Here is a 26,097-nt window from a genome sequence, read left to right as displayed (position 1 = left end):
TTGTTAACGTTCACATATTTTTCACTTGAATATGAAATTGTAAGATTTCATACACTATATATACAACAACGAGGAGGCGATCAGATGACTTTAGATGCCCTGTACTCCGCCGCAAGCATACTCCTTTTAGTATATTTTATTTATCAGTGTGTTACAGACTAGAAAAAGAGCCGTTTCCGGCTCTTTTTCTATGGTAAAAATACAATCCAACCAATGAATACTATAAAAATAAACCCAATTATTACTGCTGGCAATAAATAAAACTGAGAAAGGATGACCGTCCCGTATATGAATACGGTTGGAAAGAGCAAATAACGATCCGCCTTCCATCTTAATAATAGTAATTCTCCTTCGTCACAATATAAATGTAGAAACATTCTCTTCGTAAATTCATTCCAATAATCACGTGCATAGCGAGAAATAGCAACTAAAGCAAATACAAGAATAATAGCTGTTATCCACTTCGGAGTCACGATAATACTTACAGTACTTATACATACAATTTGAATATAAAACATGAAAGCACTACTTGTACGCAAAAATTCTTTTAAAAAAGCTTCTACAATACGCGAATCAGATTTTTTTCCTAATATCTTTTTAGAACGAGGAAACATCCATGGTTTTTTATTCGAACTACTCGGTTTAGCTGCATGACCACCAACCTGCATAATCCCTACAGTCCAGCGCATACTTTCTTCTTTTTCTTTCTCAACTTCTTTAAAAAAGAATTTTTTATAATTCATCTTTTCTTTTACTAAGACTACAGTAAGTAAAGCTGCTAGACCGATAAATAATACTGAGTACAACGGATTTTTATAAATAAAAAATATACTGATTCCAAAAAAAATTAAGCTAATAGAAAATACAACATCTTTTACTATCCATAAAACCCATCGTTTCCCCACACGTACATTTATGAATCTCATCAACAACGATAGCGTAAATCGAAAAACAGTAAAGAAAATCCAAAATAGTACGATTTGTATACTTGTCGCTCCCATACTTTTCATCAATATAGGTAACATAATAAATATTACAATTACGTTCGTTATTGCAATCCGGATAAACGTATACATCATGCCAAACCTCATTAATTTTTGCATATGATTTGGATACGAAATTAAAAATAAGCTATCTGCTTGCTCAAAAAACGAGCGAACTCCTCTTGAAAATGTGACAAAATAAAACGCGAGTAAGCCTAATCCAAAATAAACGGTCTCTTCCATCGATAATTCTTTCATCCATAGTGAACGATAGTAAATCCCCGCAAATATAAGTGCTGGAATAATAATATATAATGCGACTGTCCAATCTGTAACAGAACGAATCGACTTCCATTTTCTTTGCAATTCATGACGTAACCTTTTATTAAACTGTTGTTTAATCATGCTGTTCCCGCCTTACAATTGCATCAAAACAGTCTAACAATGGACTCCTTGGCATTTCTGCTAATGTTTGGATTTTGTCTAATTTCCCATCTGCTACTAATGTCCCTTTCGAAATAAGCAAAAACCTTTCACAAATCCTTTCTGCAGTATCTAGTACGTGTGTACAAAGTAAAATTCCAGCTCCTCGCTCTTTTTCTTTATATAAGTAATTCAAAAATTCTTTCGTAGCTACTGGATCTAAACCGATAAAAGGCTCATCAATAATATAAAAATCTGGCTCTGTTAAAAATGCTAATATAAGCATCGACTTTTGTTTCATACCTTTTGAAAAATTTGATATGTATTCGTGTATATGTTTTTCCATTCGAAACGTATGTAATAATTCCCTTGCTTTGTCCTCCCAATTTCTCACTTCATTTCCACGGGCAGCCATTAGCAATTCAATATGTTCCCACAAAGTTAAGTAATCATAATAAGTGGGGTGCTCCGGTACATATGCATATGGATTTTTCTTTTCACCAAACGAAATTTCACCATCCATATTGACTAGCAAACCGAGCATCGATTTAATTGTCGTACTCTTTCCTGCGCCATTTGCGCCAATAAGAGCAACTAACTCGCCTTTTTCAATTGCAAATGCAATATCGTGAACTGTCTTTTCTCCTATTTCATATCCTGCTGAGCGAATATTCACTTCTAGCATACATTCCCCTTCTTTCCATTTACAATACAATCAAGGAAAATGATAACATATCCCTCTTAATATAGTATTATATCATTTCTAAAATATTTGTTTCGGTAGCAGGAAAAAAAACACTTTAACAGAATATTTAATGTTTGAAGATTTTAAAGTAAATGGGGTTGATCATATGTCAGTTCAAATTCGTGAAGCGACTATAGATGATATAGATTCACTTTGTTCTCTTACAAAAGAATTAAAAGGATCCTCTATCTCTAATGAAGATATGAAGAATCGTCTACAATTCGTAAAAATGAGCCCTTTTGATTTTTTATATGTATATGAGGAAGATAATACTATTTTTGGATTACTAGGATTTCGTATACGTGAAAATTTAGAAGATGTAACTCGTTATGGAGAAATTTCAATTATTAGTGTTGATTCTACAATACGTCGAAAAGGTATTGGACAAGTGTTAATGGATTATGCAGAACAATTAGCAAAAGAGCATGACTGTATTGGTACTTGGCTTGTTAGTGGAATGAACCGCAAAGAAGCACACCCCTTTTATGAAAAATTGGGCTATGAAGTAAATGGGTATCGATTTGTAAAATATTTTTAAACTACTGGTACAAAGAAAGGACTATAACTATGACAAACATTGAAGCGATATTCATTGATCGTGACGGAACAATTGGTGGTGATACTACAATACATTATCCAGGTTCTTTCACATTATTTCCTTTTACGAAAGAATCTCTACAAAAATTAAAAGCAAAAAATATAAAGCTTTTCTCTTTTACAAATCAACCAGGTATCGCAGATGGACTAGCGACCGTGAATGATTTTACGAAAGAATTAAAAGAGTTTGGTTTTGATGATATTTACCTTTGCCCTCATAAACATGGTGATGGATGTGAATGTCGCAAACCGAGCACAGGTATGCTCCTACAAGCAGCGGAAAAACATGGGCTTGATTTAACAAAATGCGCTGTAATCGGTGATCGCTGGACGGATATTGTTGCTGGGGCAAAAGTAAATGCAACGACTATATTGGTTCGAACTGGTGCTGGATATGATGCTTTACATACGTTCCGAGATAAATGGGCACATATTGAACCAAACTACATTGCAGAAAACTTTGAAGATGCTACAAATTGGATTTTAAATCATCAATAAAAAATTAAATGAGACGTCTTCACTTTGAAAACGTCTCATTTAACTATGTATATTTCAAAAGGTTAATTCATAATGGAAATAACGATTATCTCTCAAATAACCATTTTCAGCGTATAATCGCTGTGCTGATAAATTATCAATCTCTGTTTGTAATTTTACACCTTTTGCACCATTTTCTAATGCGAATTCTTTTGCGGCCTCTAATAATTTTTTACCTGTTCCAGCTCCGCGCTTCGCCTGTTGTACAAACAGATCATTTAAAATCCATAACTCTTTCATCGAAATAGAAGAAAATGATGGATATAGTTGCGTGAACCCGATATATTCTCCATCTTCAACTGCCACGAAAATAATGGATTCTTTTCTCTCGATTCGATTTCGTAAAAATACTTTTGCTCCTTCAATATCGGAATCTTGTCGATAAAATACGCGATAATTATTAAAAACCGATGCTAGTCCATCTAAATCTGCAATTGTTGCCTCATATATTCTCATTTTACTGTATTCCCCTTCCAATATTGTTTCATAATATCCGTTGCCCATTCAGGCTGCTTTATTTCTTCTCTCGGTATAAATTCTTTCATAACAGGCTTAATATCCAATATAGGTGTACCATCGATTGCGTCTAATCCTTCAACAACGATTGTTTTTCTATCTCTTCTTATCACTTTAACAACTGTCGCTCCTAGTCGGTTCGGGCGATTTTTTCCACGCTGTGCAAAAATCCCTACTTTTGGATAATTACTATTATTTCTAGGGTGTCTAGCAGAATACTGAATTTGTTCATCTGTTACTTTATGAAAATAGAAAATAACTTCAATATGAGAAAAGTCTTCAACCCCTTGTATACTTTCCTCAGTATACATATCAGTTAAAGTAATACAGGATCTTACATCTCCCCACTCATCATCTTTTATTTCCTTTCTTTCATTATGTACAAATGCGATTGGTTGAACTGAAAACATCCGCATTCCCCCTTGAATGTAACCACTTACATTATAAAATATTTTCTGAACATTTTCCACTCACACGGTCATTGTTTACATAATAAAATTATCTTTACTTATTAAAGACATATTCACAGCTTCAATTGCGTGTATGCGGGCTGTATCAAATAAAGGAACTATTGAATCTTCCTGTTTTACTAATAGCCCTATTTCCGTACACCCTAATATTATGCCTTTTGCCCCTCTTTGCACTAAATCTTCCATTACACTTTTAAAATATTCTCTTGATTGTTGGTTTATTTTTCCTAAGCATAATTCGTTATATATTATTTTATTTACTGTCTCTCTATCTTCTTCTGTTGGTACGGTTACTTTTATATCATTTTCTTCTATACGTAATTTATAGAAATCCTGCTCCATCGTGTATTTTGTCCCGAGTAGACCAACTGATTGAATTCCATGTTGTTTTATTTCCTTCGCTGTTGCATCAGCAATATGTAATATTGGGATGCTGATTCTATTTTTTATATGCTTAATAACTTTATGCATTGTATTTGTACAAACTATTATAAAATCAGCACCACCCTTCTCCAAAGAAGAAGCTGCATTTCCCAATACTTCTCCCGCTTTATCCCAATCCCCTTCAGATTGATATCGCTCAATTTCTTCAAAGTCAACACTGTAAAGTAGACATTTCGCTGAATGTAATCCACCTAATCTCATTTTTACTTCTTCATTTATCATTTTGTAATACTCAGTAGATGACTCCCAGCTCATTCCGCCAATAAGACCTATTAATTTCATATATTCTCCTTTTAAATAATATTTTCAAACACACAATTCATAATGTAATTTATACACAATAAATAACGTTTCATTACTATAATAAATCAAATCCCCATCCTAATATATGCGATCGAATGTATAGGAATATTATTCATTTCCACGGAAATAATTATAGAATATTCAGAAAACAACTCTTGTAGTAGACTCAGATTGATAATCAAAACATTTGCGATACAATTCTTTTATTTCTTCATATGATGGAACTCTCGGGTTATTGCTTGGGCTACCACTTGCAATAGCATCTTTCGCCATTTTAGAAATAGCATTTTCAAATTCAACTTCCCCAATTCCGTATTCTCTTAAATTAGGAATACGAAGATCAAAGCAAAGTTTCTTAATTTCAGCAATCGTGTAGTTGGCTACTTCTTCTTCAGAATGAGAATATAAATCTTTGTTTAAGTTATGTCCTATGTCAGCTAACCTTCTTACTGCTTTCGCTTTTGTATATTCTAAAACTGTAGGTAATAGTATTGCATTCGATATTCCATGTGGTACATGGAATAATGCTCCCACTGGACGAGACATACCATGCACTAATGTAACAGATGCATTTGAAAAAGCAATCCCAGCTTGCAATGAAGCAATCATCATTGCTTCCCTTGCTTCCATATTATCTCCATCTTCATATGCGATACGTAAATATTTCATAATGCTTTCAATAGCCGACAGAGCAAGAACATCTGTAAGAGGTTGTGAAACTTTAGAAAAATAAGCTTCAATTGCATGACATAATGCATCTATCCCTGTTGCTGCAGTAATATGAGGTGGTAACGAACGTGTTAAAATCGGGTCAATAATCGCTACTTGTGGAGTGAAATTCGGATGCTTTATCATCATTTTTACATCCGTTTTTTTATTCGTAATTACTACTACACTTGTTACTTCCGATCCAGTACCAGAAGTTGTTGGAATTGCGATAAGCGGTAGCGGATCTTTTTCTATTTCAACATCCTTTTGTACGTAATCTTCAATTTCCCCACCATTTGTATATAACACTGCAATTGCTTTCGCAACATCAATACAACTTCCTCCGCCGATACCGATAATAAAATCACATTTCCCTTCTTTACAAATAGATAAAGCTTCTAATACGTGTATATTTGTAGGCTCAGCGTTCACTTTATTGTATGTACTAACAGTAATCCCTTTCGCATTTAATTGCGTAATACAACTTTCAACATACCCTAATTTCTCCATAATTGTATCACTCACAATAAAAGCCCTTTTCCCTAACTTTTTTGATTGCTCCCCTAGTTTTTCAAGCGAATTTCTCCCATATAATACAGACTTCGGCATACGAAATTCAGCAACTTCTTGCAAGTACTCCACCCCTTCTTATCCTAATGAATATTTTCTTTTCGTATATTAACTCTTATTAATAGATTCCTGTTAAAGTATAGAACGCGATGACTGCAAATACAGCAACCGTTTTCAAAACTGTAATAGCAAAAATATCTTTATATGATTGCTTATGTGTTAATCCCGTTACCGTCAATATTGTAATAATTGCACCATTATGCGGCAATGTATCCATTCCACCTGACGCCATTGATACAATGCGGTGCATAACTTCTAATGGAATGTTATATTGCGTTGCTGCAGCAATAAATTTATCCCCCATCGCACTTAACACAATTCCCATTCCGCCTGATGCTGAACCTGTAATTCCAGCTAAAATATTCGTCGTTACTGCTCCATTTACTAATGGGTTAGTAAACGTTGCAGAGATGCCATCTCTCATTATCGCAAAGCCAGGAAGTGCGGCAATAACACCACCAAACCCAAACTCAGCTCCTGTATTCATTGTTGCAAGTAGCGCTCCACCAATACTTGTATTCAAACCAGCTTGAAATCCAGTTACTACCCGTTTCCAATATAATAAAAGTGTTGATAGAATCCCTATAATAAGTGCCAATTCTACAGACCAAATTCCAACTACTGCACTTAATTCAACCTTTCCAAATGCTTTCATACCAATAGCTGAGAAATCAAAGCCATTCGGATACCACTTCGGTATCATGATTGTGAAACCTTTATTCATTACACCTACTAAAATAAGTGGTACAAACGCAATCACCTGTTGCACTCTTGTGATTTCAATACCGCTTAGTATCGGCATATCTTTTTGTTCTAATTGTAAAGATGCTGCCATTTCAGAATTTCCATCGTTAAAACCAAAATACCCTTCTCCTGCGGCTTTTGCCTTCTTACGTCTACTCTCTAAATATAGTAAACCTAATGTAAGAACAAAAATTGCCCCTACAATACCAAGTATCGGCGCAGCATAAATGTCCGTTTTAAAAAAGGTTGTAGGTATTACGTTTTGAATTTGTGGTGATCCAGGTAGCGCATCCATTGTAAACGTTACTGCTCCAAGAACAATCGTTCCAGGGATTAGACGCTTCGGAATATCCGCTTGTCGAAACAACTTATCCGCAAACGGAAATATAGCGAACACCACTACATATACGCTAACACCGCTATACGTTAAAATAGCCCCCATTAGAACAATCGCTAAAATTGTACGTTTTTCTCCAACTAACTCTACAATGGTCTTTGCGATGGAATCAGCGATTCCTGACATTTCTACTACTTTTCCAAATATTGCTCCAAGTAAAAACACAGGGAAATATAATTTAATAAATCCTACCATTTTCTCCATGAAAATATTTGAAAAGAAAGGTAATACAAAACTAGGCTCTGTCAAAAATACCGCAAATAATGCAAAAATCGGTGCGAATAATATTACAGAAAATCCTTTATATGCTACAAACATGAGTAAACTAAGTGCTAATAATATAATAACTAGCTCCAATTATAACCCTCCCTTTAAACTGAAAATTCAATCTTTTGACAACAAACTTTTACCGGGATTTCAAACCCTTTTATTTCATGACATTCCTCCTCTTTTTATCCCGCTATTTGCGGGCAGTAACACTCCCACCTTAAAATTCAGCAAATGCGCGGAAGCTAGGCGGGATATCAACTGCCCGTAAAATCCCGATTGATGAGGGCTGATAATTTGTGGAGGATGGAAAAAGCCTCCACTGATCAAAGTTTCACTTTATTACAAATTTTTCATGCTAAAATTGTCTAATTATAGTATTCGATTACATATGTAAAATCCCTTTAAACAAAAACGATTTCATCGTCATATGTTATAAAAGGATTTCTAGGTTCTATTTCTATAGTTTTATCGTACTATTCTCTATACAAAAGCTTTGTAACTCTTCGACATCTTTCACTATATGAATCGCCCCAGCATCACTCAATTCAATCTCACTACCATATCCATACAATACACCTATTGAAGCAATTCCGTTACTGTTCGCACCGATTACATCATGCTTTCTATCACCAATCATCACCATTTCTTCTTTTTTAAGTTCTTCATTTGTTTGTAAAATATGAGCAATTATTTCTTCCTTTTTTATTCTTGTCCCATCTAAATTACTCCCTACAATCTCTTCAAAAAAAGTTGTTAACTGAAAGTGCTCTATTACTTGTTTCGCAAATACAGTAGGTTTTGATGTTGCTACAAACAAACGATTGCCAGCATCCTTTAATTCTTGCAATAGAGTTGTAATTCCATCGTATACTTTATTCTCTAATAAACCACTTTGCTTTAAATATTCCCGAAAGTAAAACACTGCTCGTTCTACTTCTATTTCGTTCATATTATATCTATCTACAAAAGATTGTTGTATTGGTGGGCCGATAAATGAATCTAACTCGCTTATATTTACTTCTTCAATCCCGATTTTTTCTAACGCGTATAGAACAGAATTTATAATCCCTTCTTTCGGATCCGTTAATGTTCCATCTAAGTCAAATAGAAATGTTTTATACATATTTAATTCCCCCACTGATTTTATATGTACCCTATTAAAGCCATTCTCCTACTTACCCCTTTACTATACTATCACCATTTAACTTTTCAGAAAATTACTTTTTCTAACCCTTATACTTTCAGTTACAAAATCACAAAAGATATGATAAAGTGAAAAAGTTATACTTAATTTAATAGAAACTGGTGAATCAAATGTCAATTACATTAATTTTTATAATGGCTTTCACAATTGTTATCCACGCAGTTGAAACTAGCTCTTATAGTATTCGATTAGCTGGTGTACGTTTAAAAAAGATTGCCGTTGCCTTATCCGTCGTAGGAATGGTACTGCTTATTTCAAGAACATCTAACTTACTGCAAGCCTTTTTAATCGGTGGTATTGTCGATGAAGCAAAACTAGATTCTTCTATTAATTTAGAGCATATTATACGGCTCGTTCTATTATCTGCTTCTGTCGGTACTTTGCTCGCGATTATACTCTATCCAACTTTGACAAAGCTATTTGGATACGTCATTCAAAACTTTGAAACAGATGGTTCATTCATTCGAATGATGAAGACGAATAACATTCAAAAATTAAAGTACACAAAAAAATATGTACGCTTCCCCAAATTCGAAATGATTCATCGAATGAGGATCGGTGGTATACCAAAGCGTATTATGCTTATTAACATGTTTGCTACTGCAATTTATACAGCGGGGGTACTTTCAGCCCTTTACGCTTCCTTTTTAAACCCAGATTACGCAACAAATGCAAGTACAGCTTCTGGCCTAGTTAATGGTTTTGCTACCATTTTATTAACAGTGCTACTCGATCCACGCATTGCTCTTTTAACAGAACGAGCTTTACAATCAGAAAAGGGTGCTGAAGCAATGAGTAAAATGTATGGTTGGCTAATGATTTCTAGACTTCTCGGCACCTTATTAGCACAACTTTTATTTGTACCAGGTGCTTACTGGATTTTATGGATTATTGAGCTGATGCATTAATCTACAAGGAAGGTGTATTTATCAATGAATATAAAAACAAAGCAAGATTTAATTCACTTAATAGAAAACGACGAATGGATGATGAATGTATTACAAATGGCAAAATCACTAGAGCTACCTGATTGGTGGGTTTGCGCTGGATTTGTCCGTTCTAAAATTTGGGATACTTTACATAACTACGAAGTACGAACAGCTACACCCGACGTCGATGTCATTTATTTTGATCCATTACATAAAGATGAGGTATACGAACAATCATTAGAACAGAAGCTGACGAAGATGGATGCCTCTATCCCTTGGTCAGTAAAAAATCAAACTCGCATGCATGTAGTGAATGGAATGCTGCCATACTCTTCTTCTGTTGATGCTATTTCTAAATTTCCTGAAACAGCAACCGCTTTAGGAGTTACACTTGACGAACTAAATAACGTCATATTAACAGCACCATGTGGTATTGAGGATGTGCTTTCATTACAAGTGAGACCAACAGCTCATTTTCTTGAATCAAAAGAACGTATACATATGTACAAAAATAGAGTTATTAAAAAGAATTGGCAAAACAAATGGCCCAACATTACAATCACATATCCAGAAATCTAGAAAGGGTGCTCCTTATTTATAGAAGCACCCTTTTCTTCATTTCAAAAAATGCATGACCGTTTCTGCGAATCTATCTGCTTCCTCATAATGAGGTGAATGACCACTCTCTTCAAATGCGATATACTTGCCGTTTCGAGCATCTTTATTAAAGATTTCAACTTGTTTTTCACACGTTACCACATCATATTTTCCTACTATTAATAACATTGGATTCTGTACATCTTTTATTTTAGATAATAATGACGTATGACATGCTCCCTCTGATTTTAATCTATCGAAATGGATTTTGGAACGATTCGAAAATTGTTCCCACTCTTCGTCACTATATAAGCTATCGTCTGTCTCATCTTCCTTATAATTGTAAATTTCCATTCTTTTTTCATCTAATTCATCACTTAACCTTATATATGCATCTAGTAACTCTTCCGAATTAGCATTACTAGATGAATAAGTTAGGCACTCTTCTGCTGCCGCTTCTTTTCCATACTTTTTTAATAACGTTCCTGTCTTTTGTAACAAAGCCCTACTTGTTAATGCAAAATCGAAAGTTGGCCCTTCAAAAATTATTTTCTCTATTGAACTTGGATATATCAACGCATATAACAATGCTAAATATCCACCGAAGGAATGTCCAATTACAGACCATTTCTCAATTTGTAATACTTTTTTTAGTTCCTCACAGTCTTCAATCAAATCATTTAATCCAAAAGCTTCGTCCTCATTAATTTCTTCTGAGCGACAAACACCTCTTTGATCTATCATAATTACATATAAAGAATCTTTTAAACGTTCCGCTTGATGAAATGAAAAATCATAGCAGCTTTCTCCTGGTCCACCATGCAAGTATAGGACTGGTTTATTTTTAGGGCTTCCATGCGTTTCAACGTATAACTTTTTCCCTCTAATATTCATATACTTCCCTGCTTCTATCAAATTCGCTTTTATAATCATCACCTTCTTTTTTACTGAATATTATAACATTTAATGTTAAATAATTCCTATTACATTTAAAAAGACGATGATTATTGCAAGTGGCGCTACAAATCGAAGTAAAAATGCCCAACAAGTAAATACTTTCTTTCCGTAATTTCCGCCTACAAAAAATTCTGCTTCTAACACTTTCTTTTCCATTTTGAATGATACGAAAATACTAATAAATAGCGCTCCGAGCGGCATTAAAATATTACTAGATAAGAAGTCTACTGCATCAAAAATATTCTTCCCAAAAATCGTAATATCACTCCATACTCCAAATGATAACGCAGATGGTATACCCACTAAGAAAATACAGAAACCAATGATCCATGATAGTTTTGTTCTTCTTTCTTGTTCACCATTTGCTAATGCTGAAACAACCGTCTCTAGTAGAGAAAATGCCGAGGTTAATGTCGCAAATGTAAATAGCGCAAGAAATACCGTTAAGAACAATCCTCCGAATGGAATTTGGCTAAATACAGATGGCAATACAATAAATAGTAAGCCCGGCCCCTCTGTCGGCTCCATTCCTAATGAAAATACTGCTGGAAATATAGCAAGGCCTGCAAATAAAGATACGAATAAATTCAATCCAACAATCGTAACCGCTGATTTTGGTAAACTTTCTTTTTTATTTAAATAGGAACTATATGTAACCATAATTGATATTCCGATACTAATCGCAAAGAATGATTGGCCCATGGCGAACAAAATACTTTCTGAAGTAATCTTTGAGAAATCTGGTTGTAAGAAAAACTTCACACCTTGCATTGCATTATCCAGTGTTAATGAACGAATAATAAGGGCGACAAATAAAACGAACAATGCTGGTAGCATATATTTACTTGCTTTTTCAATTCCGTTTTGTACACCTTTTGATACAACCGATATCGTAATGAACATAAAAGCGAAATGTCCAGTAATAGCCCAAACCGGATTTCCAATTGTTTCAGTAAATAACGAACCGTAATTTTGTCCCGGAGTAATAAGTTGTCCAGTTACTCCTCTGAATAAATAAATTAGTACCCATCCACCTACAACACTATAAAACGAAAGTAATATAAAACAAGTCCCAACCCCAAGACGTCCAATCCAGTGCCATCCTGTATTTGGTGCGATACTTTTAAATGCTCCAACTGCTTGTTTCTGTGTACTGCGTCCAATCATAAATTCAGCTATTAATAGCGGGAGACCAATTAATACAGTAAATAATATAAAGATTAAAAAGAATGCTCCTCCCCCGCTCTTTCCAGCAATATAAGGAAACTTCCATATTGCGCCAAGTCCAATTGCTGATCCTGCTGCTGCCATAATAAAACCTAATTTCGAAGTCCATTGCTCCGTCTGTTTCATCTTATTTTCCTCCTTATTAAATCTTTTTATATAAATAAATAAATTTTATATACCTATCCGAATAAACCCTCCATTTCTTTTTCTATAAAATAAAAAATGGCCCAGCATCTCTTTATATAAAGAGACGCTAAGCCATTTACTTAACGCGGTACCACCCTTATTGATTCCATTATGAATCCACCTTAGTAGTAATCGTTTGATTACAAACCTAATATCGAAGGTTAACCGTTAAGATTTACTAAGAAATGTGATTCCGTTCCACCTTACTGCTCCTAGGCGAGTTCAGGATGTCATTTGACTATGTCGCACCAACCCATAGCTCTCTGCACAAATACATGACCTTACTACTCCTATTCAACACATTTTAATATTTAGAATATATTTTCTTTTGAAATTAATATGAAGTATATCGGTTATATTTGTAACTGTCAAGGGATATATTAATTTTCTTGTCGAAAAGGATTTTTATATCGTCTTATAGAAAATTTTTACAATAAAGTAAAACATTAATCATTGGGGTTATTTTCTTTCACCAATCGGGCATTTACGGACAGTTATCTCCCGCCAAATTTTGAGGTGAGAGTATTACTACCCGCATATAGCGGGATAAAAATAAAAGGAGATCCAAACGTTATGTCACTATTAAAGAATGGTTGTTTTTTTGTTGTCCGCTCATTTTTTATCATTCTTGGTATTATTGCGATTTGTTCCTTACCACAATTATTTTTTGGTACATCTCCAAGTTCAGCAACATCACTAGCAATTCCGCCTACACCAACTTTACAATTTAATTTTAGTAACTATTTAGATTCGATATCCAATGTTATTTCTTCTTTGTTTCACCCTACCAGTATTACTTATAGAATTAACAATGCTGGTACTCAATCGCCCGATCGCGACCTGTTTCCATACTTACTAGAATCATATACGCATACATTAACGATTATGATTTGTGCCTTCCTTATCGCCGTACTTCTTTCTACTACTTTTACTATACTTACATTTTACTTCCCTAAACGCATTCAATCTCTTATTCTTAAAACTTTGCACGTACTAGAATCATTACCTGACTTATTTTTTGTCTTCAGCGTACAGTTATTTGTCATTTGGATTTATAAAAATACAAATTTACTCGTTACCGTTCCCTTTTCTACTATGCAAGAAAAAACATATTTGTTACCGATAGTAACGTTAAGTATATTACCAATTATTTTCTTATACAAAATCAGCCTACTAAACTATAAAGATGAACTACAAAAGGATTACGTAAACGTTGCGGTCGCAAAAGGATTACAGCCATTTTACATTTTATATAAACACGTACTCATTAACGCCTTACTCTCCATCTTTTATAATGCAAAATCTATTTTTTTATTTATGATTTCCAATATGATCGTACTAGAGTATTTATTTAATTCATACGGCTTATTTAAATTTTTAATTACGCACCAAACACCGGAAATTATTACCGTAAGCATATTAATTTTAACAATTCCATTCTATCTCTCCTTTGAACTATTAAAACGCATTTTACCAGGAAGAAGGGATTTACATGCTTAAAAAGATAGTTTTTAACATACGATTTTTAATCGGACTCTTTATTTTAGTATCCATTATTATTTCAAGTTATATTACAAAAGAGAAAGTAGACACAGGAAAAATCAAACCTATCCCTGAATATCAATATATCGAAGATAAAATAACTCGGACAGCCCCAGCACCGCCATCTTTTGCTCATCCTTTCGGGATAGATATGGTCGGGAATGATGTATTAATTCGGACTCTTTACAATGCAAAAACACCCATTTTTTATGCAGTAATTATTAGCTTTTTCCGTATAGCCTTTTCACTTATATTTGGTGTTCTCCATGCATACTTTTATCGATACGTACGTTTTTTAGATGTTCTATTTGAAACATTCCAATACGTCCCTAGCACCTTATTAGCTATATTTTTACTATCACCTGTAATGTTCGTATCTCCAGAAGATGAACACCTTTGGCTTACTTATACGATTTCGGTTTTAATTTTTATTAGTGTACCTAATTTATTACAACTTTTCAGCAATGAAATTCGTCTATTACTACAAAATGAATTTGTGACAAGTTCTAAAACATTAGGTGGTGGTTTTTTTCACATTTGTAAATTACATTTAAAACCCTTTCTTACACCAAAAATTTTCATTTGGATAAATCAACAGATGCTGCAAACTTTAGTATTATTATTGCATTTAGCACTGTTTCAAGCCATTTCATTTAACATTGCGGGTACACTTGTTTTACTTGGTCATAATCACCAGTTTTTAAATGTTTTACCTTGGGTAGCGTTCGGACCCGTTTTATTTTTCACTATCGTTATTTTAGCTGTATATATGATGTTATCTGGAATGCAAAGCGCACTAGACAAAGATGTAAATTATATAGATAATTCGCTTTTATTAAGTGTTTTAGCTAAAGAAAAAAACGAAAAAAGAAATCTTCTTTTTTCGTTTAAACAAAGATTTATGACAAAACATTAACAGCAATGCCCTTTAGAATAAATTCGATTATTTTTGAACATTAATAACTGGTACTTCTTTTGTATTATTAGTTTTATTCACTAGATTTAAGTAGAAATGTGATACTGTAGTAGTATAATATGGCGAAATCCAAAGATATGGGAGATTTAGTGTAAATATTCCCACTAATGAACCTAAAATAAACCAACCAATGAAACTTAACCAAGTGATAAATAAATCTAACTTATGTCCTTTCATCATCACTTTACTTTTTTTAATTGCTTCACTTGCTGTACATTCTGGATCCTCTAACATAATGTAGTAAGCCATAGAATAAGAGAAAAATTTAATAATACCTGGAACAATGAATAAAAGACTCCATAAGCTAATAAATATTGTTTGTAAAATACCTAATTTCATAGCTCTAAATATATTATTTGAATTGAAACCAGCAAATAAATCACCAATTGTGGTAGATTCATTTTTCGCTAAACCTAATGTGATATTATAATAGCCGTAACTCATAACACTTTGTACAACAATATAAAGAATAAAAATAATAGCCCATATAATAATTTGAGATAAAATAACTCCAAAATTAATTTGAGGTTCGCCATATGAATAATATACAAGGTTCTCAGGTCCTATAACGTCAATAAACAAACCAAAAATTAGAAATACTACTATACCAATAAAATACATACTTGCTGCGGGAATGAGGTAATTAAGAAACGTTGAACCTACCCCTAATCCCCATCGGCCTTTCAATGAGGATAATGCTTCTCTTTTTAAATTGCTAATCATCTTTTTTCCACCTTCCAAATTCTTCATTATGCAAAGTGTGACTTTAATGAATAATTAATGAGTTTAGTAGAATTCAAATTTCTACTAAACTCATTAATATTTACTCCTTATGCGAAATTTAAATCTAGTTATTTTTGAACGTTCATAGCTTTAATTTCGTCTAATTGTTTCAATGCTTTTTGGCGCAATTCCCCATTAATAGCATTTGCATATTTTTCACGAGTTAAAAATTCAAAACATTTAAATGCATTGTTCGTATCAGTTGCGGACATATATCCTGCACCTTTACTAAACATTTTTAGGGCTACCATTCTTCTTTATCTTTTGCCACTCTAATTTCATAGATACCGCCCAATGCTTCGTCTATTTTTTCATGATGTAAAATTGCTTCAATAATTTGTACCGCTTTTACATCATTAGGAATTGCAATATCAATTTCTTCATTTGATTGCTTTATGTATGTCACAATAATCTCTTCCACGTTTATTCACCTTTTTCCATCGTGTTGTTACCAAGAAATATCTATAAATGAAATATCATCGCTTGTCGGTGAGCACTGCGCCCTCTCTATTTCTTTTAAGACTTCCTCAAAGTTATACTGCTTAAGCGATACAAGTCCGTCTGAATGAATAACTATCCGGTTTATTTCTTCTCTGGATAATGTCTTTGAAAATACCTCCAGTGCACCTCCAATAATGCCACACTGTGTAGACCATCTTTTCTCTATATTTCTCTCAAACTTCACTACATTCGAACAATTCTTCTTATCTTGAAACAATTGTACAAATGAATCACCATGTACAACTATCGTTATTTGTACTTTGTCTTGATTTGGAATGAGCTCTATTTTCCCACCAATAAACATCGCTTCACTACCTTGTTTTCGCTTTTCTTCTAATACATCGCGAAGTAACCACGGTGTTTTTTCTGGCAATCGGAATGCACTCACTTCCTCTGAAGCTTCTTCTATCCAATTATTTAACTGTTCATCTAATAATGTAGGAATATCCTGTCCACTTTCTTGACACGTTTCAAACAAGTTTAATAACTTCATACCAAGAAACTCTGCAGCAATTTCACCGTGGAAAGACATCCCTACACCATCACATAAAACAAATATGAAACTAGTTCCATTATCTTGAAATACTAGGAAGTCCTGTCCAATCTCATTTAAATCCTGCGTTTCTTTTGCTCTGACATAGCTATATCGATAAGTAAAATGTTTGCTTTTCTTTTCTTGCAATACCGTTTCTCTCTCTTGCGATAGGATATATTTCACGATACTTCTCCCTCCTATCGAACCGGCGTTGCAGCAGACATTTGAAATCCAAGTGATACTAAATCCGCATTTGTACCAGGAAACATCATCACCGCACCATCTGCAATATGGAAACCATATTCAGTCATCATCTCACGATAGCTTTGAGGGATAGGCGATGAAAGTCTTTGCAACTTTGCACCATACTCATCTGTAATTTCTGTATTTGGCATAATCCCTTGCCACTTCTTTATGCTAGTAATTTGGTCTTGCATAATTTCATCTGAAATAAAAATGTTTTCAATTAGTACATTTCCATCAGGTACAGACATATCCATAATTCTTCGCACAATTAATTCTGGATCTTCACCAGTTGAAGCCCCATCTGTCATATGACAGACAACAGGAGCTGGTCCATCTTGTAAATTTGGTAATTCATTTTGTAATAACTTCTCTACTACAGAAAAAGCTTTTGCTGTATCAGTTAAGCGATGTGTTTGGATTTTTTCTAGCGGACGCAGTCTTGCTACTTCGTCGATTGTTTTCACCCCACCCAATAAATCAAAAACATGATCACTATAGGCTAAAATAGACAATTTATACCTCGGGAGCAAACGACTACCTTTTGTTGAACGGAATACCATTTGGCGAATTGCTAAAGAAAGAGCATCCGTTACAATATCAATTCTTCTTTTTTCTTCTCCGCCTGCATCCATCATTTGATTCATTGATGCGCTTACATCCAGAAGATAGATTATATAAGCTGGTGTTTGTTGTGTTGCTTGAGTTTGATATAACATGTTTCATACCCTTCCATACATTATTATATGAACTATTTTTATATTCATATTTTATTATAACTTATGAATTTTCTATTTCTCAATTCATTATAAAATTTTCTTGATATAATTTACATATTTTCACACGAAAAAACCATTATCATTCCCTTTAACATATGTTGAAATGCACAAAACCCTTCTATAATATAGAAGGGTTTTAATGTTATGGTATAAGACGTGTACAATCCCTCGGAAAAGCACTCGCTTCTCTTACATTCGATAATTCTAATAGCTTATACACAACTCGTTCTAATCCAATTCCAAAACCACCATGCGGGGGACAACCGTATCGGAATGTATTTACATAAGATTGAAATTTCTCTGGATGTAATCCTTTTTCTTTAAAAGATGCGAGCAACATGTCATAGTTATGAATTCGCTGTGCGCCTGACGTTATTTCCAACCCTTTATATAATAAGTCGAATGAATCAGTAATAGTTGGATTCTCTTTATTCGGCATCGTATACATCGGTCGCGATTCTTTCGGATAATGTGTAATGAATACTAATTCACTATTATACGTTTCTTTCACATATTTCCCTAGTAACTTTTCACCTTCTGTATCTAAATCCCCTATAGGAGATTCTTTTCGATACCTACTTTTCAAAACTTCTTGTGCTTCTGCCAATGTAATTTTAGGAATTTCTGCAATAACAGGTACTCCTTTTTGTAGTAGTTGTAATTCTTTTTCGCAGTTTTTTGACACTTGTTGAAACATATATCGTAAAATATCCGTTTCTAATTGCATCACTTCATGAAAATCATGAATAAATCCAAGCTCTACGTCTAACGATATATATTCATTCAAATGACGGGAAGAGTTGTGATGTTCCGCTCTGTAAACAGGTGCAATTTCAAAAACACGTTCAAGTCCTCCCGCTACCATCATTTGTTTATAAAACTGTGGTGATTGAGCTAAATAGGCTTCTTTTTGGAAATATGAAAGCTTAAAAACATTCGCTCCTCCTTCTGCCCCTTGCGAAACAATTTTCGGAGTAAATATACGTGTGAAATCGTTCTCTATCAGAAATTCACTAAAGCTCTGAACGAGTATGGATTTCACTTTAAATATCGCCGCGATTCGCTCATGTCTTAACGATAATACCCGCTCATTCAATAATTGATCTAAGCCAACTTGTAACTTTTTTTTATTTATTTCAAATGGGAGTGATTCTGCTCCATTTAGTACTTTCACTTCATGTGCAAGTACTTCAACACCTAATTCTGTTTTCGGTGTCTCTACTATTTCTCCAATTATTTGGACCACACTTTCAACATCAACTTTGTATCCGGCTAACTCGTTTTCTAATACACATTGAATAACACCCGTTCGGTCCCTTAATAATAAAAAACTAACATTCCCTAGATGACGAATTTTTTTTACCCATCCTTGTAGTAATACAGCCCTTCCTACATACTCCGTACATTCTCGTGTGAGTGAACGCTTCATTATTTGATCCATTACATTTCCCTCCATTAATTTTATTTTTATTTACGTTATTGTTATTGTTGTCGTCGTCATCATCCACGGTCACTCACCTCCTTTCAAAGAATACAAAAATCCGCCCCTATAAATAGGGACGGATTTTTCCGCGGTACCACCCAAATTGTCATAATGACCATCTTAGCCCTGATAACGGTAGGTACCGTTTGCTTTTACTAATTATCACGTTCAAAGCAACACTCACAGGTGTCTTTCCATCATGCGGTATCGCAATCTTCCCAGCAACCGATTGCTCTCTGTAGACCTTTGCATCATGTACTTTTCCTGTTCATCACTTTTTATATTTACAGAGTATTCTATCTCTTCTCTTTGTAAAACGCAAGCCCTTTTAGAAAATATTGCGACTTTTCACTAAACAGACACCTTCTAAGAGTATGTAATATGAACATTGAACTCTATACAATTATCATTTGACAACTTAGAAATATTTTATCCTTCTCAAATTCTTTCAATTGTACTTACTTTTTCCATTTTATTACATAAATTCCGTATTTCCCACACATATTATTACTAAATTTTTATCGGAGGTGTACATATGAAAAAAATAATAAGTTTCTTTCTCCTTTTGTTATGCCTAATTGTAGTGAATGAAACGCATGCTTATTCACCAAAATCTTTACCAATCTCTCAAAACTCTGATCAATGGCAAGTGAATATTGATGAACCGAAAAAAACAAACAAAAATATGCTTCAAGCTAAACAAAATGAATTTCAAACATATCAATTTTCAGTAAAGAATGTTGGAGAAAACGAAGTATATAACGTACAAGTTGAAGTCTTCCGCAATGAACCAAATATGAAAACAAAATATGAACTCTTTTCCCTAAAAGAAAGTCGTCTAGCGAGTGGAAAAACTGGATTTAGACACGCTAACTTCCCTGTTTCTACAAAATCAGATGAGGTTGACGTATTAATCACTTGGCAAGAGCATCCTTTCCGATCTATGCGAAACGGCCAAAAAATTGAGTCTAGAAAATTTAAAGAGCATTTTGTTTTTAAAGAAGCAGTAAAGTAAACTTATCGGTATATGTACATTATTACCGATACCAATAATTTTTCCAGTACCAGTCCTTAAGCAAATTAAAAAGTCGTGGCTTATAAACGCCACGACTTTTTATATTAATTCGTACTAATTCCTCTCGCTGCCCAAATACGATCGATTTCAGCAGCATGTTGCCCGCCGTATAAAAGAGCATCTGCTTGCTTAATCGCTTTCGCTCCATCACGGAATTTAGCATTTGGCGTTAATGACCAATGTGATTGTAAAATAATTTTTGTTGCTACATCACGTCCAAAAGACTGCGCCATTTCGTATTGACCTTGAGCCCAAATTTCCCCATCATTATGCACTTCATTCGTTATATCTTTCGGGTATACTTTATTCGTATCTAATCGGCGTAAGCACGTCGGATCTGAACTAGAATAAGCAGTCGCATCCCATTCTCCAACACATGCTTTCCCGTATCCTGTCGTTGATACCGCATCTTCATACGTAGCACCTAGGAAATCTCCAAATCCTTCTCCCATCGCTCCACCTTCTGGTGAACTTCCGAAGCCTGGTACTTGATTATCTTGAATAGAATGACCATATTCATGCGCGATAATGCCCGCATCTTCTGCGTCATCTACACCGCCAGTACCAAAAGTTAAAGCTTTCGTTGATGGAGAATAGAATGAATTATCGTCAGTTGTACCATTTACATTTACTTTAATCGAACGATTATTAATATTTTTAAAGCCTAATCCTTGAATATAGCGCTGTAATGTATCAATATGATAATATGACATAACATCTTCAAAACTATCATTTGCACGTGTATAGTTAAATTGTAAGTTTGTAGATTTCGTCTTCGCTTTTGAAGAAATCGTGACATACTCCCCAATTAAAAATCCGCTACCATCTAAACCTTTTAAAGTAACGGTCTTTAATTGATTCGTTAGAGCTGTAGAATCTGCATCTTTATTATCCTTTAATCCTGCTAAACTACCACTTGATACGACAGGATTAGGTAAAAATACTTTCCCTGTTCCTTCTGCTTTTCGGTTTATATCAACCTTTTTAATTAACTTTCCATTTTCCGCGTCAATAAATGTTTCCCATGCTCCGAAAGGTTTATTCGAATGGACTAAAACTTTATATACTGGGATAGCTACTCCATCCTCAATAACATATCCAAACTCTTTCTCTGTAGGAGCCCATAAATTTTGCTCACTTTCTCCTCCAACATACGCCATTGATTTTTGTTCAGCATCTTTTTCACTAATCTTATTCGCTATTTCTTTCACACTTTGAACTGCCTGGTAATCAGAAACAGCAAGTAATCCCTGCCCCTGTCCATTAATAGTAACTGTTATTTGTTTTGAAAATACAGGAGCACCATTGACCACTTGTTGGAATCTAACATATGAAGCTACTGGTGTTTCTGTTGTAGAAATATATTGTAAGTCTGAAAGGTCTGCCTTCAATCCATATTCCGTAGCATGTCCTTTTAAATATTCAATTGCTTTTTTCTGTGGTGAATAAGCTTCTACCTTTACTTGCTTTTTTTCCAATGCGGAAACTGTAGAAATCGTCCCCATTACTAATGGTACAGTCATTGCCATTGCCACCATTTTTTTGTTTAACATAAAACCACTCCCCCTAATAAATTGAAACCTTTATCCTGTCCCACCAGACTATTACTGTCCACAAGTATCGGGATAAAAATTGAATCTACGAGTAATTCTATATGAGTAAATACATTCCCTTTTCATTTAGGACAAGTGAAATTTTCTCAATATTTATGTATAAAATGAGAAAAATACTGTAGAAATATATTTCTTTATTCATTTCCTAAATCCTATACTTTTTAATAGAACATCAAACACTATTATTCGTTTTACTATTTGCTACTGGATTTTTCATTTTCAGTGTATTATTAGCGTTTTATGGAGAAATAAATTTTCTAGAGACCCTATCGAATGGAATGTGAGGAAATTGGTCGGATAAAGTAAAGCTTTAATCAATGGGGGTTTTGTCCATCCCCACTGATTATTAGCCCTCACCAATCGGGCTTTTACGGGAAGTCCGACTCCTACAAATAGCGGGATAATTTCCCAATCATACAAAAAGGAAGTTGGAATGATTCCAACTTCCTTTTTTCTTTAATTAGCTGTGCTTAATTTAATTCGGACTTTTGTCTCACCTAAAGAAAGCTCATCATCTTCACTTGTTAAGTGATCAAATGTAAATTGCTTAACGAGTAAGTTTTCTTCCAACAAATCTTTATGATTCGTTAACGTTTTCTGTAATTCTTCCTCTGTATCAAGAATAACATCCACTCTTAAATTAACTGGTAAATTCAACTGCTTACGATATTCTTGAACGGCGCGAATAAATTCACGTGCTACTCCTTCTTGTAACAATTCTTCCGTCACATTCGTATCTAACATAACCGTATATTGTCCGTTTGTCGTATTTGAGAATCCTGATTTCGCAACTTTCTCTACTAATACATCTTCAGCCGTCACAACTACTTCTTCCCCTGATGCAACTTCGTAAACTGCTTTTTCAGTTGATACAAAACTTTGTACTTCCTCTTGTGATAATTGTTTTAGCCAACCATTTACTGCATTCACATTTTTACCAAACTTCGGTCCCGCTGTTTTAAAATTCAACTTTAATTGATATGTTGTATACTTCGTTTCATCCAGTTCAACATGAAACGCTTTTACATTTAGTTCATCCATAACGATATCACGATAAGATTCCCAATCGATATTATTCTCTTTATTCTCAAGTAATACAAGCTCTGCTAACGGCTGTTTTACTTTTAATGAATGCTGATTACGGTTACTCCTTCCAAGTTCAACAACTTGTAAAACTGCATCCATTTCCGCTTCTAATTTCGGCTGAATAAGTGATTCATTTACAACTGGATAATCCTCTAAATGAACGCTACGTCCTTCTAAATTCAGATGAATATCTTCAGCGACAAATGGTGTAAATGGTGCAATTAATTTACTAATTGTTACAAGCACTTCATGAAGTGTTTCATACGCCGCTGCTTTCTCAGTATTCATACCAGATTCCCAAAAACGATTGCGTGAACGTCTTACATACCAGTTACTCACTTCATCTACAAGCGTGGCAATTTCACGAGCTGCATTTGTGAATTGATAATCATCAAGTGCGGTTCTTACCTTTTTCGTTGTACTATGCAATCTTGATAACACCCATTCATCTAATTTCGTACGCTTTACATCATACTTTTCTTTCGGATTATATTCATCTAAATTTGCATATAAAACATAGAAGCTATACACATTGACTAACGTATCTACAAATTTAGATTTCGCTTCTTGTACTGTTCTTTCAGAAAATCGTTTCGCATTCCATGGGGCACTGTCAACGAGTAGAGCCCATCTTAGAGCGTCGGCACCAAACTTCTCTACTAAATCAACTGGATCTAGTGCATTTCCTTTACTTTTAGACATTTTCTGTCCTTCTTCATCTAGAACATGCCCAAGTGATAACACTCGTTTGTATGGAACTTTTCCTGTATATAGCGCCGATACTGCCAATAAACTATAAAACCAGCCACGTGTTTGATCAATTCCTTCTGCAATAACATCTGCTGGAAACTGTTCTTCAAATAACTCTTTATTTTCAAACGGGTAATGATATTGTGCAAACGGCATGGAGCCACTATCAAACCAAACATCGATTACTTCTGGTGTACGATTCATTGTACTTCCGCATTTTTCGCAGCAAACTTGTACTTCATCTACATACGGCTTATGCAATTCTAAATCTTCAGGTGTTTCTTTCGTACTATGCTTTCTTAATTCGGCAATACTTTTCGGTGCGAATTGATGATCGCAGCTTTCACATTCCCATACGTTTAAAGGTGTTCCCCAATATCTATTCCGGCTAATATTCCAGTCCACCATGTTTTCTAAAAACTTACCAAAGCGTCCGTGCTTCATATGGTCTGGATACCACGTAACAGAATCATTATTTCGTAAAAATGTTTCTTTAATCTCAGTTGTTCGGATTAACCAGCTTTCTCCTGCATAATAAAGTAATGGTGAATCACAGCGCCAGCAATGCGGATAGCTATGTTCATATTTTTCTTTATGATATAACAAACCTTCTTTCGCTAAATAACGAACGATATCCACGTCACAATCTTTTACAAACTTACCTTTAAGAAATGGTACTGCATCCGTATACTCACCTTTCTCATCTACAACATGTAAGAACGACAATCCTTCACTTTGAACGACTCTATAATCGTCCTCCCCATATGCTGGAGCGATATGAACGAGTCCTGTACCACTATCTGCAGTTACAAAATCTGCTGCGATGACGTGGTACCCATTTGTAACTTCCTTCATCGGAAACGGTGCTGTGTAAGATGTATTTACTAATTCTTCACCTTTATGAACAGATAATACTTCATAGTTTTCTTTTAATACTTCTTGTACACGTTCTTTCGCAATAATGTATACATGACCTTCTTGTTTCGCTTTAACGTATTCCATATTTGAATGTACAGCGAGCGCTACATTTGCTGGAAGCGTCCATGGTGTTGTCGTCCAACCTAAGAAATACTCATTTTCACTATTTTCCACTTTAAACTTAACTGTTGCACTTAAATCTTTTACTGTTTTATACCCTTGTGCAACTTCATGTGAACTGAGAGAGGTTTGACAGCTTGGGCAGTACGGTGAAACTCTATGCCCTTTGTATAACAAACCTTTTTCATGAATCGTCCCTAAAATATGCCATACACTTTCGATATATGGATTCTTTAACGTAACGTATGGATCATCCATATCTACCCAATAACCGATACTTTCAGTGAATTCACGCCACTGCTTCTCATATGTGAATACACTCTCTTTACACTTTTGAATAAATGGTTCAATGCCGTACTCTTCGATTTCATGCTTACCTGAAATACCAAGTTGTTTTTCAACGCCTAATTCTACAGGTAATCCATGTGTATCCCATCCGGCTTTTCTTAACACTTTATATCCAGCCATCGTTTTATATCTCGCTACTAAATCTTTAATTGCCCGACCAAGTGCATGGCCGACGTGTGGTAAACCGTTCGCCGTTGGTGGTCCTTCATAAAACACAAACGATTGCGCGCCTTCTCTATTCTGAATTGATTGTTCAAAAATGCCTTGTTCGTTCCACTGCTTACGAATACGTGTTTCTCTCCCTACAGCTGACTCTTTTACATCTACTTTCTTCATCTACAATCACTCCTTTGAATGTTTTAAAAGCACACAAAAAACCCGTCCCCATGAAGTAGGGACGGGTTTACCCGCGTTACCACCCTAATTCTATTAGCTTTTCACTAATAGCACTTAGCAACGTACTAACATACGCGTTCTT

General features: G+C 34.5%; 24 protein-coding genes, 2 pseudogenes and 3 other annotated features (1 of these 29 cut by a window edge). Of the genes and pseudogenes, 8 read left to right on the top strand and 18 right to left on the bottom strand.

Annotation, left to right across the window (positions count from 1 at the left end):
* Positions 1–188 precede the first annotated feature (188 nt).
* Together JDS80_RS21350 and JDS80_RS21345 are read right to left on the bottom strand one after the other, a co-directional pair.
* Positions 189–1,388, bottom strand: a complete 1,200-nt coding sequence (locus JDS80_RS21350; protein ID WP_098888985.1) for an ABC transporter permease — start codon at positions 1,386–1,388, stop codon at positions 189–191.
* Positions 1,381–2,091, bottom strand: a complete 711-nt coding sequence (locus tag JDS80_RS21345) for an ABC transporter ATP-binding protein (protein WP_199639922.1) — start codon at positions 2,089–2,091, stop codon at positions 1,381–1,383. The genes JDS80_RS21350 and JDS80_RS21345 overlap by 8 nt, the downstream gene beginning before the upstream one ends.
* 166 nt (positions 2,092–2,257) lie before the next feature.
* Here JDS80_RS21345 and JDS80_RS21340 point away from each other — a divergent pair, with 166 nt between their 5' ends.
* Together JDS80_RS21340 and JDS80_RS21335 are read left to right on the top strand one after the other, a co-directional pair.
* Positions 2,258–2,689 (top strand): GNAT family N-acetyltransferase, encoded by a 432-nt coding sequence (locus JDS80_RS21340; protein WP_071745283.1) that lies wholly within the window; start codon positions 2,258–2,260, stop codon positions 2,687–2,689.
* A 29-nt stretch (positions 2,690–2,718) separates the two neighbouring features.
* Positions 2,719–3,246, top strand: coding sequence for an HAD-IIIA family hydrolase (locus JDS80_RS21335; RefSeq protein ID WP_098888987.1), 528 nt, complete (start codon positions 2,719–2,721; stop codon positions 3,244–3,246).
* 54 nt (positions 3,247–3,300) lie between these two features.
* Here JDS80_RS21335 and JDS80_RS21330 read toward each other — a convergent pair whose 3' ends face one another.
* From JDS80_RS21330 to JDS80_RS21305, 6 genes are all read right to left on the bottom strand, one after another.
* Complete coding sequence (locus tag JDS80_RS21330) at positions 3,301–3,741, bottom strand: GNAT family N-acetyltransferase (RefSeq protein WP_098888988.1); 441 nt, start codon at positions 3,739–3,741, stop codon at positions 3,301–3,303.
* The gene (gene tsaA / locus JDS80_RS21325; RefSeq protein ID WP_071745218.1) at positions 3,738–4,211 is read right to left on the bottom strand and encodes a tRNA (N6-threonylcarbamoyladenosine(37)-N6)-methyltransferase TrmO; all 474 of its coding nucleotides are present in this window, start codon (positions 4,209–4,211) and stop codon (positions 3,738–3,740) included. The genes JDS80_RS21330 and tsaA overlap by 4 nt, the downstream gene beginning before the upstream one ends.
* Before the next feature lie 75 nt (positions 4,212–4,286).
* Positions 4,287–4,997 (bottom strand): aspartate/glutamate racemase family protein, encoded by a 711-nt coding sequence (locus JDS80_RS21320; RefSeq protein WP_199639921.1) that lies wholly within the window; start codon positions 4,995–4,997, stop codon positions 4,287–4,289.
* A 162-nt stretch (positions 4,998–5,159) separates the two neighbouring features.
* Positions 5,160–6,359 carry an iron-containing alcohol dehydrogenase gene (locus JDS80_RS21315; RefSeq protein ID WP_199639920.1) on the bottom strand — a complete coding sequence of 400 codons (1,200 nt, stop codon included), beginning with the start codon at positions 6,357–6,359 and terminating at the stop codon, positions 5,160–5,162.
* A 55-nt stretch (positions 6,360–6,414) separates the two neighbouring features.
* Complete coding sequence (locus JDS80_RS21310; protein WP_199639919.1) at positions 6,415–7,854, bottom strand: GntP family permease; 1,440 nt, start codon at positions 7,852–7,854, stop codon at positions 6,415–6,417.
* 370 nt (positions 7,855–8,224) lie between these two features.
* Positions 8,225–8,890: an HAD family hydrolase gene (locus tag JDS80_RS21305; protein ID WP_098888991.1), complete on the bottom strand. Its 666-nt coding sequence runs from the start codon at positions 8,888–8,890 to the stop codon at positions 8,225–8,227.
* A gap of 191 nt (positions 8,891–9,081) precedes the next feature.
* Between JDS80_RS21305 and JDS80_RS21300 the strand changes: the two genes are divergently transcribed.
* The gene (locus JDS80_RS21300; RefSeq protein ID WP_071745224.1) at positions 9,082–9,879 is read left to right on the top strand and encodes a lipid II flippase Amj family protein; all 798 of its coding nucleotides are present in this window, start codon (positions 9,082–9,084) and stop codon (positions 9,877–9,879) included.
* Between the two features lie 24 nt (positions 9,880–9,903).
* Entirely contained in the window at positions 9,904–10,479 is a 576-nt protein-coding gene (locus tag JDS80_RS21295; RefSeq protein WP_098888992.1) for a nucleotidyltransferase family protein, read from the top strand.
* Positions 10,480–10,515: 36 nt separating this feature from the next.
* Here JDS80_RS21295 and JDS80_RS21290 read toward each other — a convergent pair whose 3' ends face one another.
* Both JDS80_RS21290 and JDS80_RS21285 read right to left on the bottom strand, forming a co-directional pair.
* Positions 10,516–11,430, bottom strand: a complete 915-nt coding sequence (locus JDS80_RS21290; protein WP_098888993.1) for an alpha/beta fold hydrolase — start codon at positions 11,428–11,430, stop codon at positions 10,516–10,518.
* A 36-nt stretch (positions 11,431–11,466) separates the two neighbouring features.
* On the bottom strand, positions 11,467–12,807 hold the full coding sequence (locus JDS80_RS21285; RefSeq protein WP_098888994.1) for a sodium-dependent transporter: 1,341 nt from the start codon (positions 12,805–12,807) through the stop codon (positions 11,467–11,469).
* 117 nt (positions 12,808–12,924) lie between these two features.
* Positions 12,925–13,174: a binding site (T-box leader), on the bottom strand.
* A gap of 266 nt (positions 13,175–13,440) precedes the next feature.
* On the opposite strand from JDS80_RS21285, the gene JDS80_RS21280 reads away from it, so the two are divergent.
* Together JDS80_RS21280 and JDS80_RS21275 are read left to right on the top strand one after the other, a co-directional pair.
* Positions 13,441–14,367 (top strand): ABC transporter permease subunit, encoded by a 927-nt coding sequence (locus JDS80_RS21280; RefSeq protein ID WP_098888995.1) that lies wholly within the window; start codon positions 13,441–13,443, stop codon positions 14,365–14,367.
* Positions 14,360–15,325, top strand: a complete 966-nt coding sequence (locus JDS80_RS21275; protein WP_098888996.1) for an ABC transporter permease subunit — start codon at positions 14,360–14,362, stop codon at positions 15,323–15,325. Before JDS80_RS21280 ends, JDS80_RS21275 begins: the two co-directional genes overlap by 8 nt.
* 27 nt (positions 15,326–15,352) lie before the next feature.
* Here JDS80_RS21275 and JDS80_RS21270 read toward each other — a convergent pair whose 3' ends face one another.
* From JDS80_RS21270 to aspS, 6 genes and pseudogenes are all read right to left on the bottom strand, one after another.
* Positions 15,353–16,108: a DUF975 family protein gene (locus tag JDS80_RS21270; protein ID WP_098888997.1), complete on the bottom strand. Its 756-nt coding sequence runs from the start codon at positions 16,106–16,108 to the stop codon at positions 15,353–15,355.
* 128 nt (positions 16,109–16,236) lie between these two features.
* Positions 16,237–16,416: pseudogene (locus tag JDS80_RS21265) on the bottom strand (hypothetical protein); the annotation flags it as partial.
* Entirely contained in the window at positions 16,413–16,589 is a 177-nt protein-coding gene (locus JDS80_RS21260) for a hypothetical protein (RefSeq protein WP_180237345.1), read from the bottom strand. The pseudogene JDS80_RS21265 and the gene JDS80_RS21260, both read right to left, overlap by 4 nt.
* Positions 16,590–16,616: 27 nt before the next feature.
* Positions 16,617–17,390: a protein phosphatase 2C domain-containing protein gene (locus JDS80_RS21255; RefSeq protein ID WP_098888998.1), complete on the bottom strand. Its 774-nt coding sequence runs from the start codon at positions 17,388–17,390 to the stop codon at positions 16,617–16,619.
* 11 nt (positions 17,391–17,401) lie between these two features.
* On the bottom strand, positions 17,402–18,166 hold the full coding sequence (locus tag JDS80_RS21250; protein ID WP_071745230.1) for a vWA domain-containing protein: 765 nt from the start codon (positions 18,164–18,166) through the stop codon (positions 17,402–17,404).
* A gap of 202 nt (positions 18,167–18,368) precedes the next feature.
* Positions 18,369–19,667, bottom strand: a complete 1,299-nt coding sequence (gene aspS / locus JDS80_RS21245) for an aspartate--tRNA(Asn) ligase (protein ID WP_098888999.1) — start codon at positions 19,665–19,667, stop codon at positions 18,369–18,371.
* Positions 19,668–19,778: 111 nt separating this feature from the next.
* Positions 19,779–19,990: a binding site (T-box leader), on the bottom strand.
* A gap of 254 nt (positions 19,991–20,244) precedes the next feature.
* Between aspS and JDS80_RS21240 the strand changes: the two genes are divergently transcribed.
* Positions 20,245–20,724 carry a hypothetical protein gene (locus JDS80_RS21240; protein ID WP_098889000.1) on the top strand — a complete coding sequence of 160 codons (480 nt, stop codon included), beginning with the start codon at positions 20,245–20,247 and terminating at the stop codon, positions 20,722–20,724.
* A gap of 104 nt (positions 20,725–20,828) precedes the next feature.
* Here the strand turns inward: JDS80_RS21240 and JDS80_RS21235 are convergent, their stop codons facing one another.
* On the bottom strand, positions 20,829–22,337 hold the full coding sequence (locus tag JDS80_RS21235; RefSeq protein ID WP_071745234.1) for a M36 family metallopeptidase: 1,509 nt from the start codon (positions 22,335–22,337) through the stop codon (positions 20,829–20,831).
* A gap of 224 nt (positions 22,338–22,561) precedes the next feature.
* On the opposite strand from JDS80_RS21235, the pseudogene JDS80_RS21230 reads away from it, so the two are divergent.
* A pseudogene (locus JDS80_RS21230) lies at positions 22,562–22,698 on the top strand (DUF418 domain-containing protein); the annotation flags it as partial.
* A 155-nt stretch (positions 22,699–22,853) separates the two neighbouring features.
* On the opposite strand, the gene ileS reads toward JDS80_RS21230, so the two are convergent.
* Positions 22,854–25,955, bottom strand: coding sequence for an isoleucine--tRNA ligase (ileS, locus tag JDS80_RS21225; protein ID WP_199639918.1), 3,102 nt, complete (start codon positions 25,953–25,955; stop codon positions 22,854–22,856).
* A 54-nt stretch (positions 25,956–26,009) separates the two neighbouring features.
* Positions 26,010–26,097: a binding site (T-box leader), on the bottom strand; it runs 151 nt beyond the window's last position.

Source organism: Bacillus cereus group sp. N8 (assembly GCF_016483685.1).
GTDB classification, from domain to species: domain Bacteria; phylum Bacillota; class Bacilli; order Bacillales; family Bacillaceae_G; genus Bacillus_A; species Bacillus_A proteolyticus.
This window is presented reverse-complemented; position numbering and strand designations above follow the sequence as displayed.

Bases quoted from the DNA above. Each gene is read 5' to 3' on its own strand.
- JDS80_RS21350 (WP_098888985.1), bottom strand. From the start codon at position 1,388: ATGATTAAACAACAGTTTAATAAAAGGTTACGTCATGAATTGCAAAGA.
- JDS80_RS21345 (WP_199639922.1), bottom strand. From the start codon at position 2,091: ATGCTAGAAGTGAATATTCGCTCAGCAGGATATGAAATAGGAGAAAAG.
- JDS80_RS21340 (WP_071745283.1), top strand. From the start codon at position 2,258: ATGTCAGTTCAAATTCGTGAAGCGACTATAGATGATATAGATTCACTT.
- JDS80_RS21335 (WP_098888987.1), top strand. From the start codon at position 2,719: ATGACAAACATTGAAGCGATATTCATTGATCGTGACGGAACAATTGGT.
- JDS80_RS21330 (WP_098888988.1), bottom strand. From the start codon at position 3,741: ATGAGAATATATGAGGCAACAATTGCAGATTTAGATGGACTAGCATCG.
- tsaA (WP_071745218.1), bottom strand. From the start codon at position 4,211: ATGTTTTCAGTTCAACCAATCGCATTTGTACATAATGAAAGAAAGGAA.
- JDS80_RS21320 (WP_199639921.1), bottom strand. From the start codon at position 4,997: ATGAAATTAATAGGTCTTATTGGCGGAATGAGCTGGGAGTCATCTACT.
- JDS80_RS21305 (WP_098888991.1), bottom strand. From the start codon at position 8,890: ATGTATAAAACATTTCTATTTGACTTAGATGGAACATTAACGGATCCG.
- JDS80_RS21300 (WP_071745224.1), top strand. From the start codon at position 9,082: ATGTCAATTACATTAATTTTTATAATGGCTTTCACAATTGTTATCCAC.
- JDS80_RS21295 (WP_098888992.1), top strand. From the start codon at position 9,904: ATGAATATAAAAACAAAGCAAGATTTAATTCACTTAATAGAAAACGAC.
- JDS80_RS21290 (WP_098888993.1), bottom strand. From the start codon at position 11,430: ATGATTATAAAAGCGAATTTGATAGAAGCAGGGAAGTATATGAATATT.
- JDS80_RS21285 (WP_098888994.1), bottom strand. From the start codon at position 12,807: ATGAAACAGACGGAGCAATGGACTTCGAAATTAGGTTTTATTATGGCA.
- JDS80_RS21280 (WP_098888995.1), top strand. From the start codon at position 13,441: ATGTCACTATTAAAGAATGGTTGTTTTTTTGTTGTCCGCTCATTTTTT.
- JDS80_RS21275 (WP_098888996.1), top strand. From the start codon at position 14,360: ATGCTTAAAAAGATAGTTTTTAACATACGATTTTTAATCGGACTCTTT.
- JDS80_RS21270 (WP_098888997.1), bottom strand. From the start codon at position 16,108: ATGATTAGCAATTTAAAAAGAGAAGCATTATCCTCATTGAAAGGCCGA.
- JDS80_RS21250 (WP_071745230.1), bottom strand. From the start codon at position 18,166: ATGTTATATCAAACTCAAGCAACACAACAAACACCAGCTTATATAATC.
- aspS (WP_098888999.1), bottom strand. From the start codon at position 19,667: ATGGATCAAATAATGAAGCGTTCACTCACACGAGAATGTACGGAGTAT.
- JDS80_RS21240 (WP_098889000.1), top strand. From the start codon at position 20,245: ATGAAAAAAATAATAAGTTTCTTTCTCCTTTTGTTATGCCTAATTGTA.
- JDS80_RS21235 (WP_071745234.1), bottom strand. From the start codon at position 22,337: ATGTTAAACAAAAAAATGGTGGCAATGGCAATGACTGTACCATTAGTA.
- ileS (WP_199639918.1), bottom strand. From the start codon at position 25,955: ATGAAGAAAGTAGATGTAAAAGAGTCAGCTGTAGGGAGAGAAACACGT.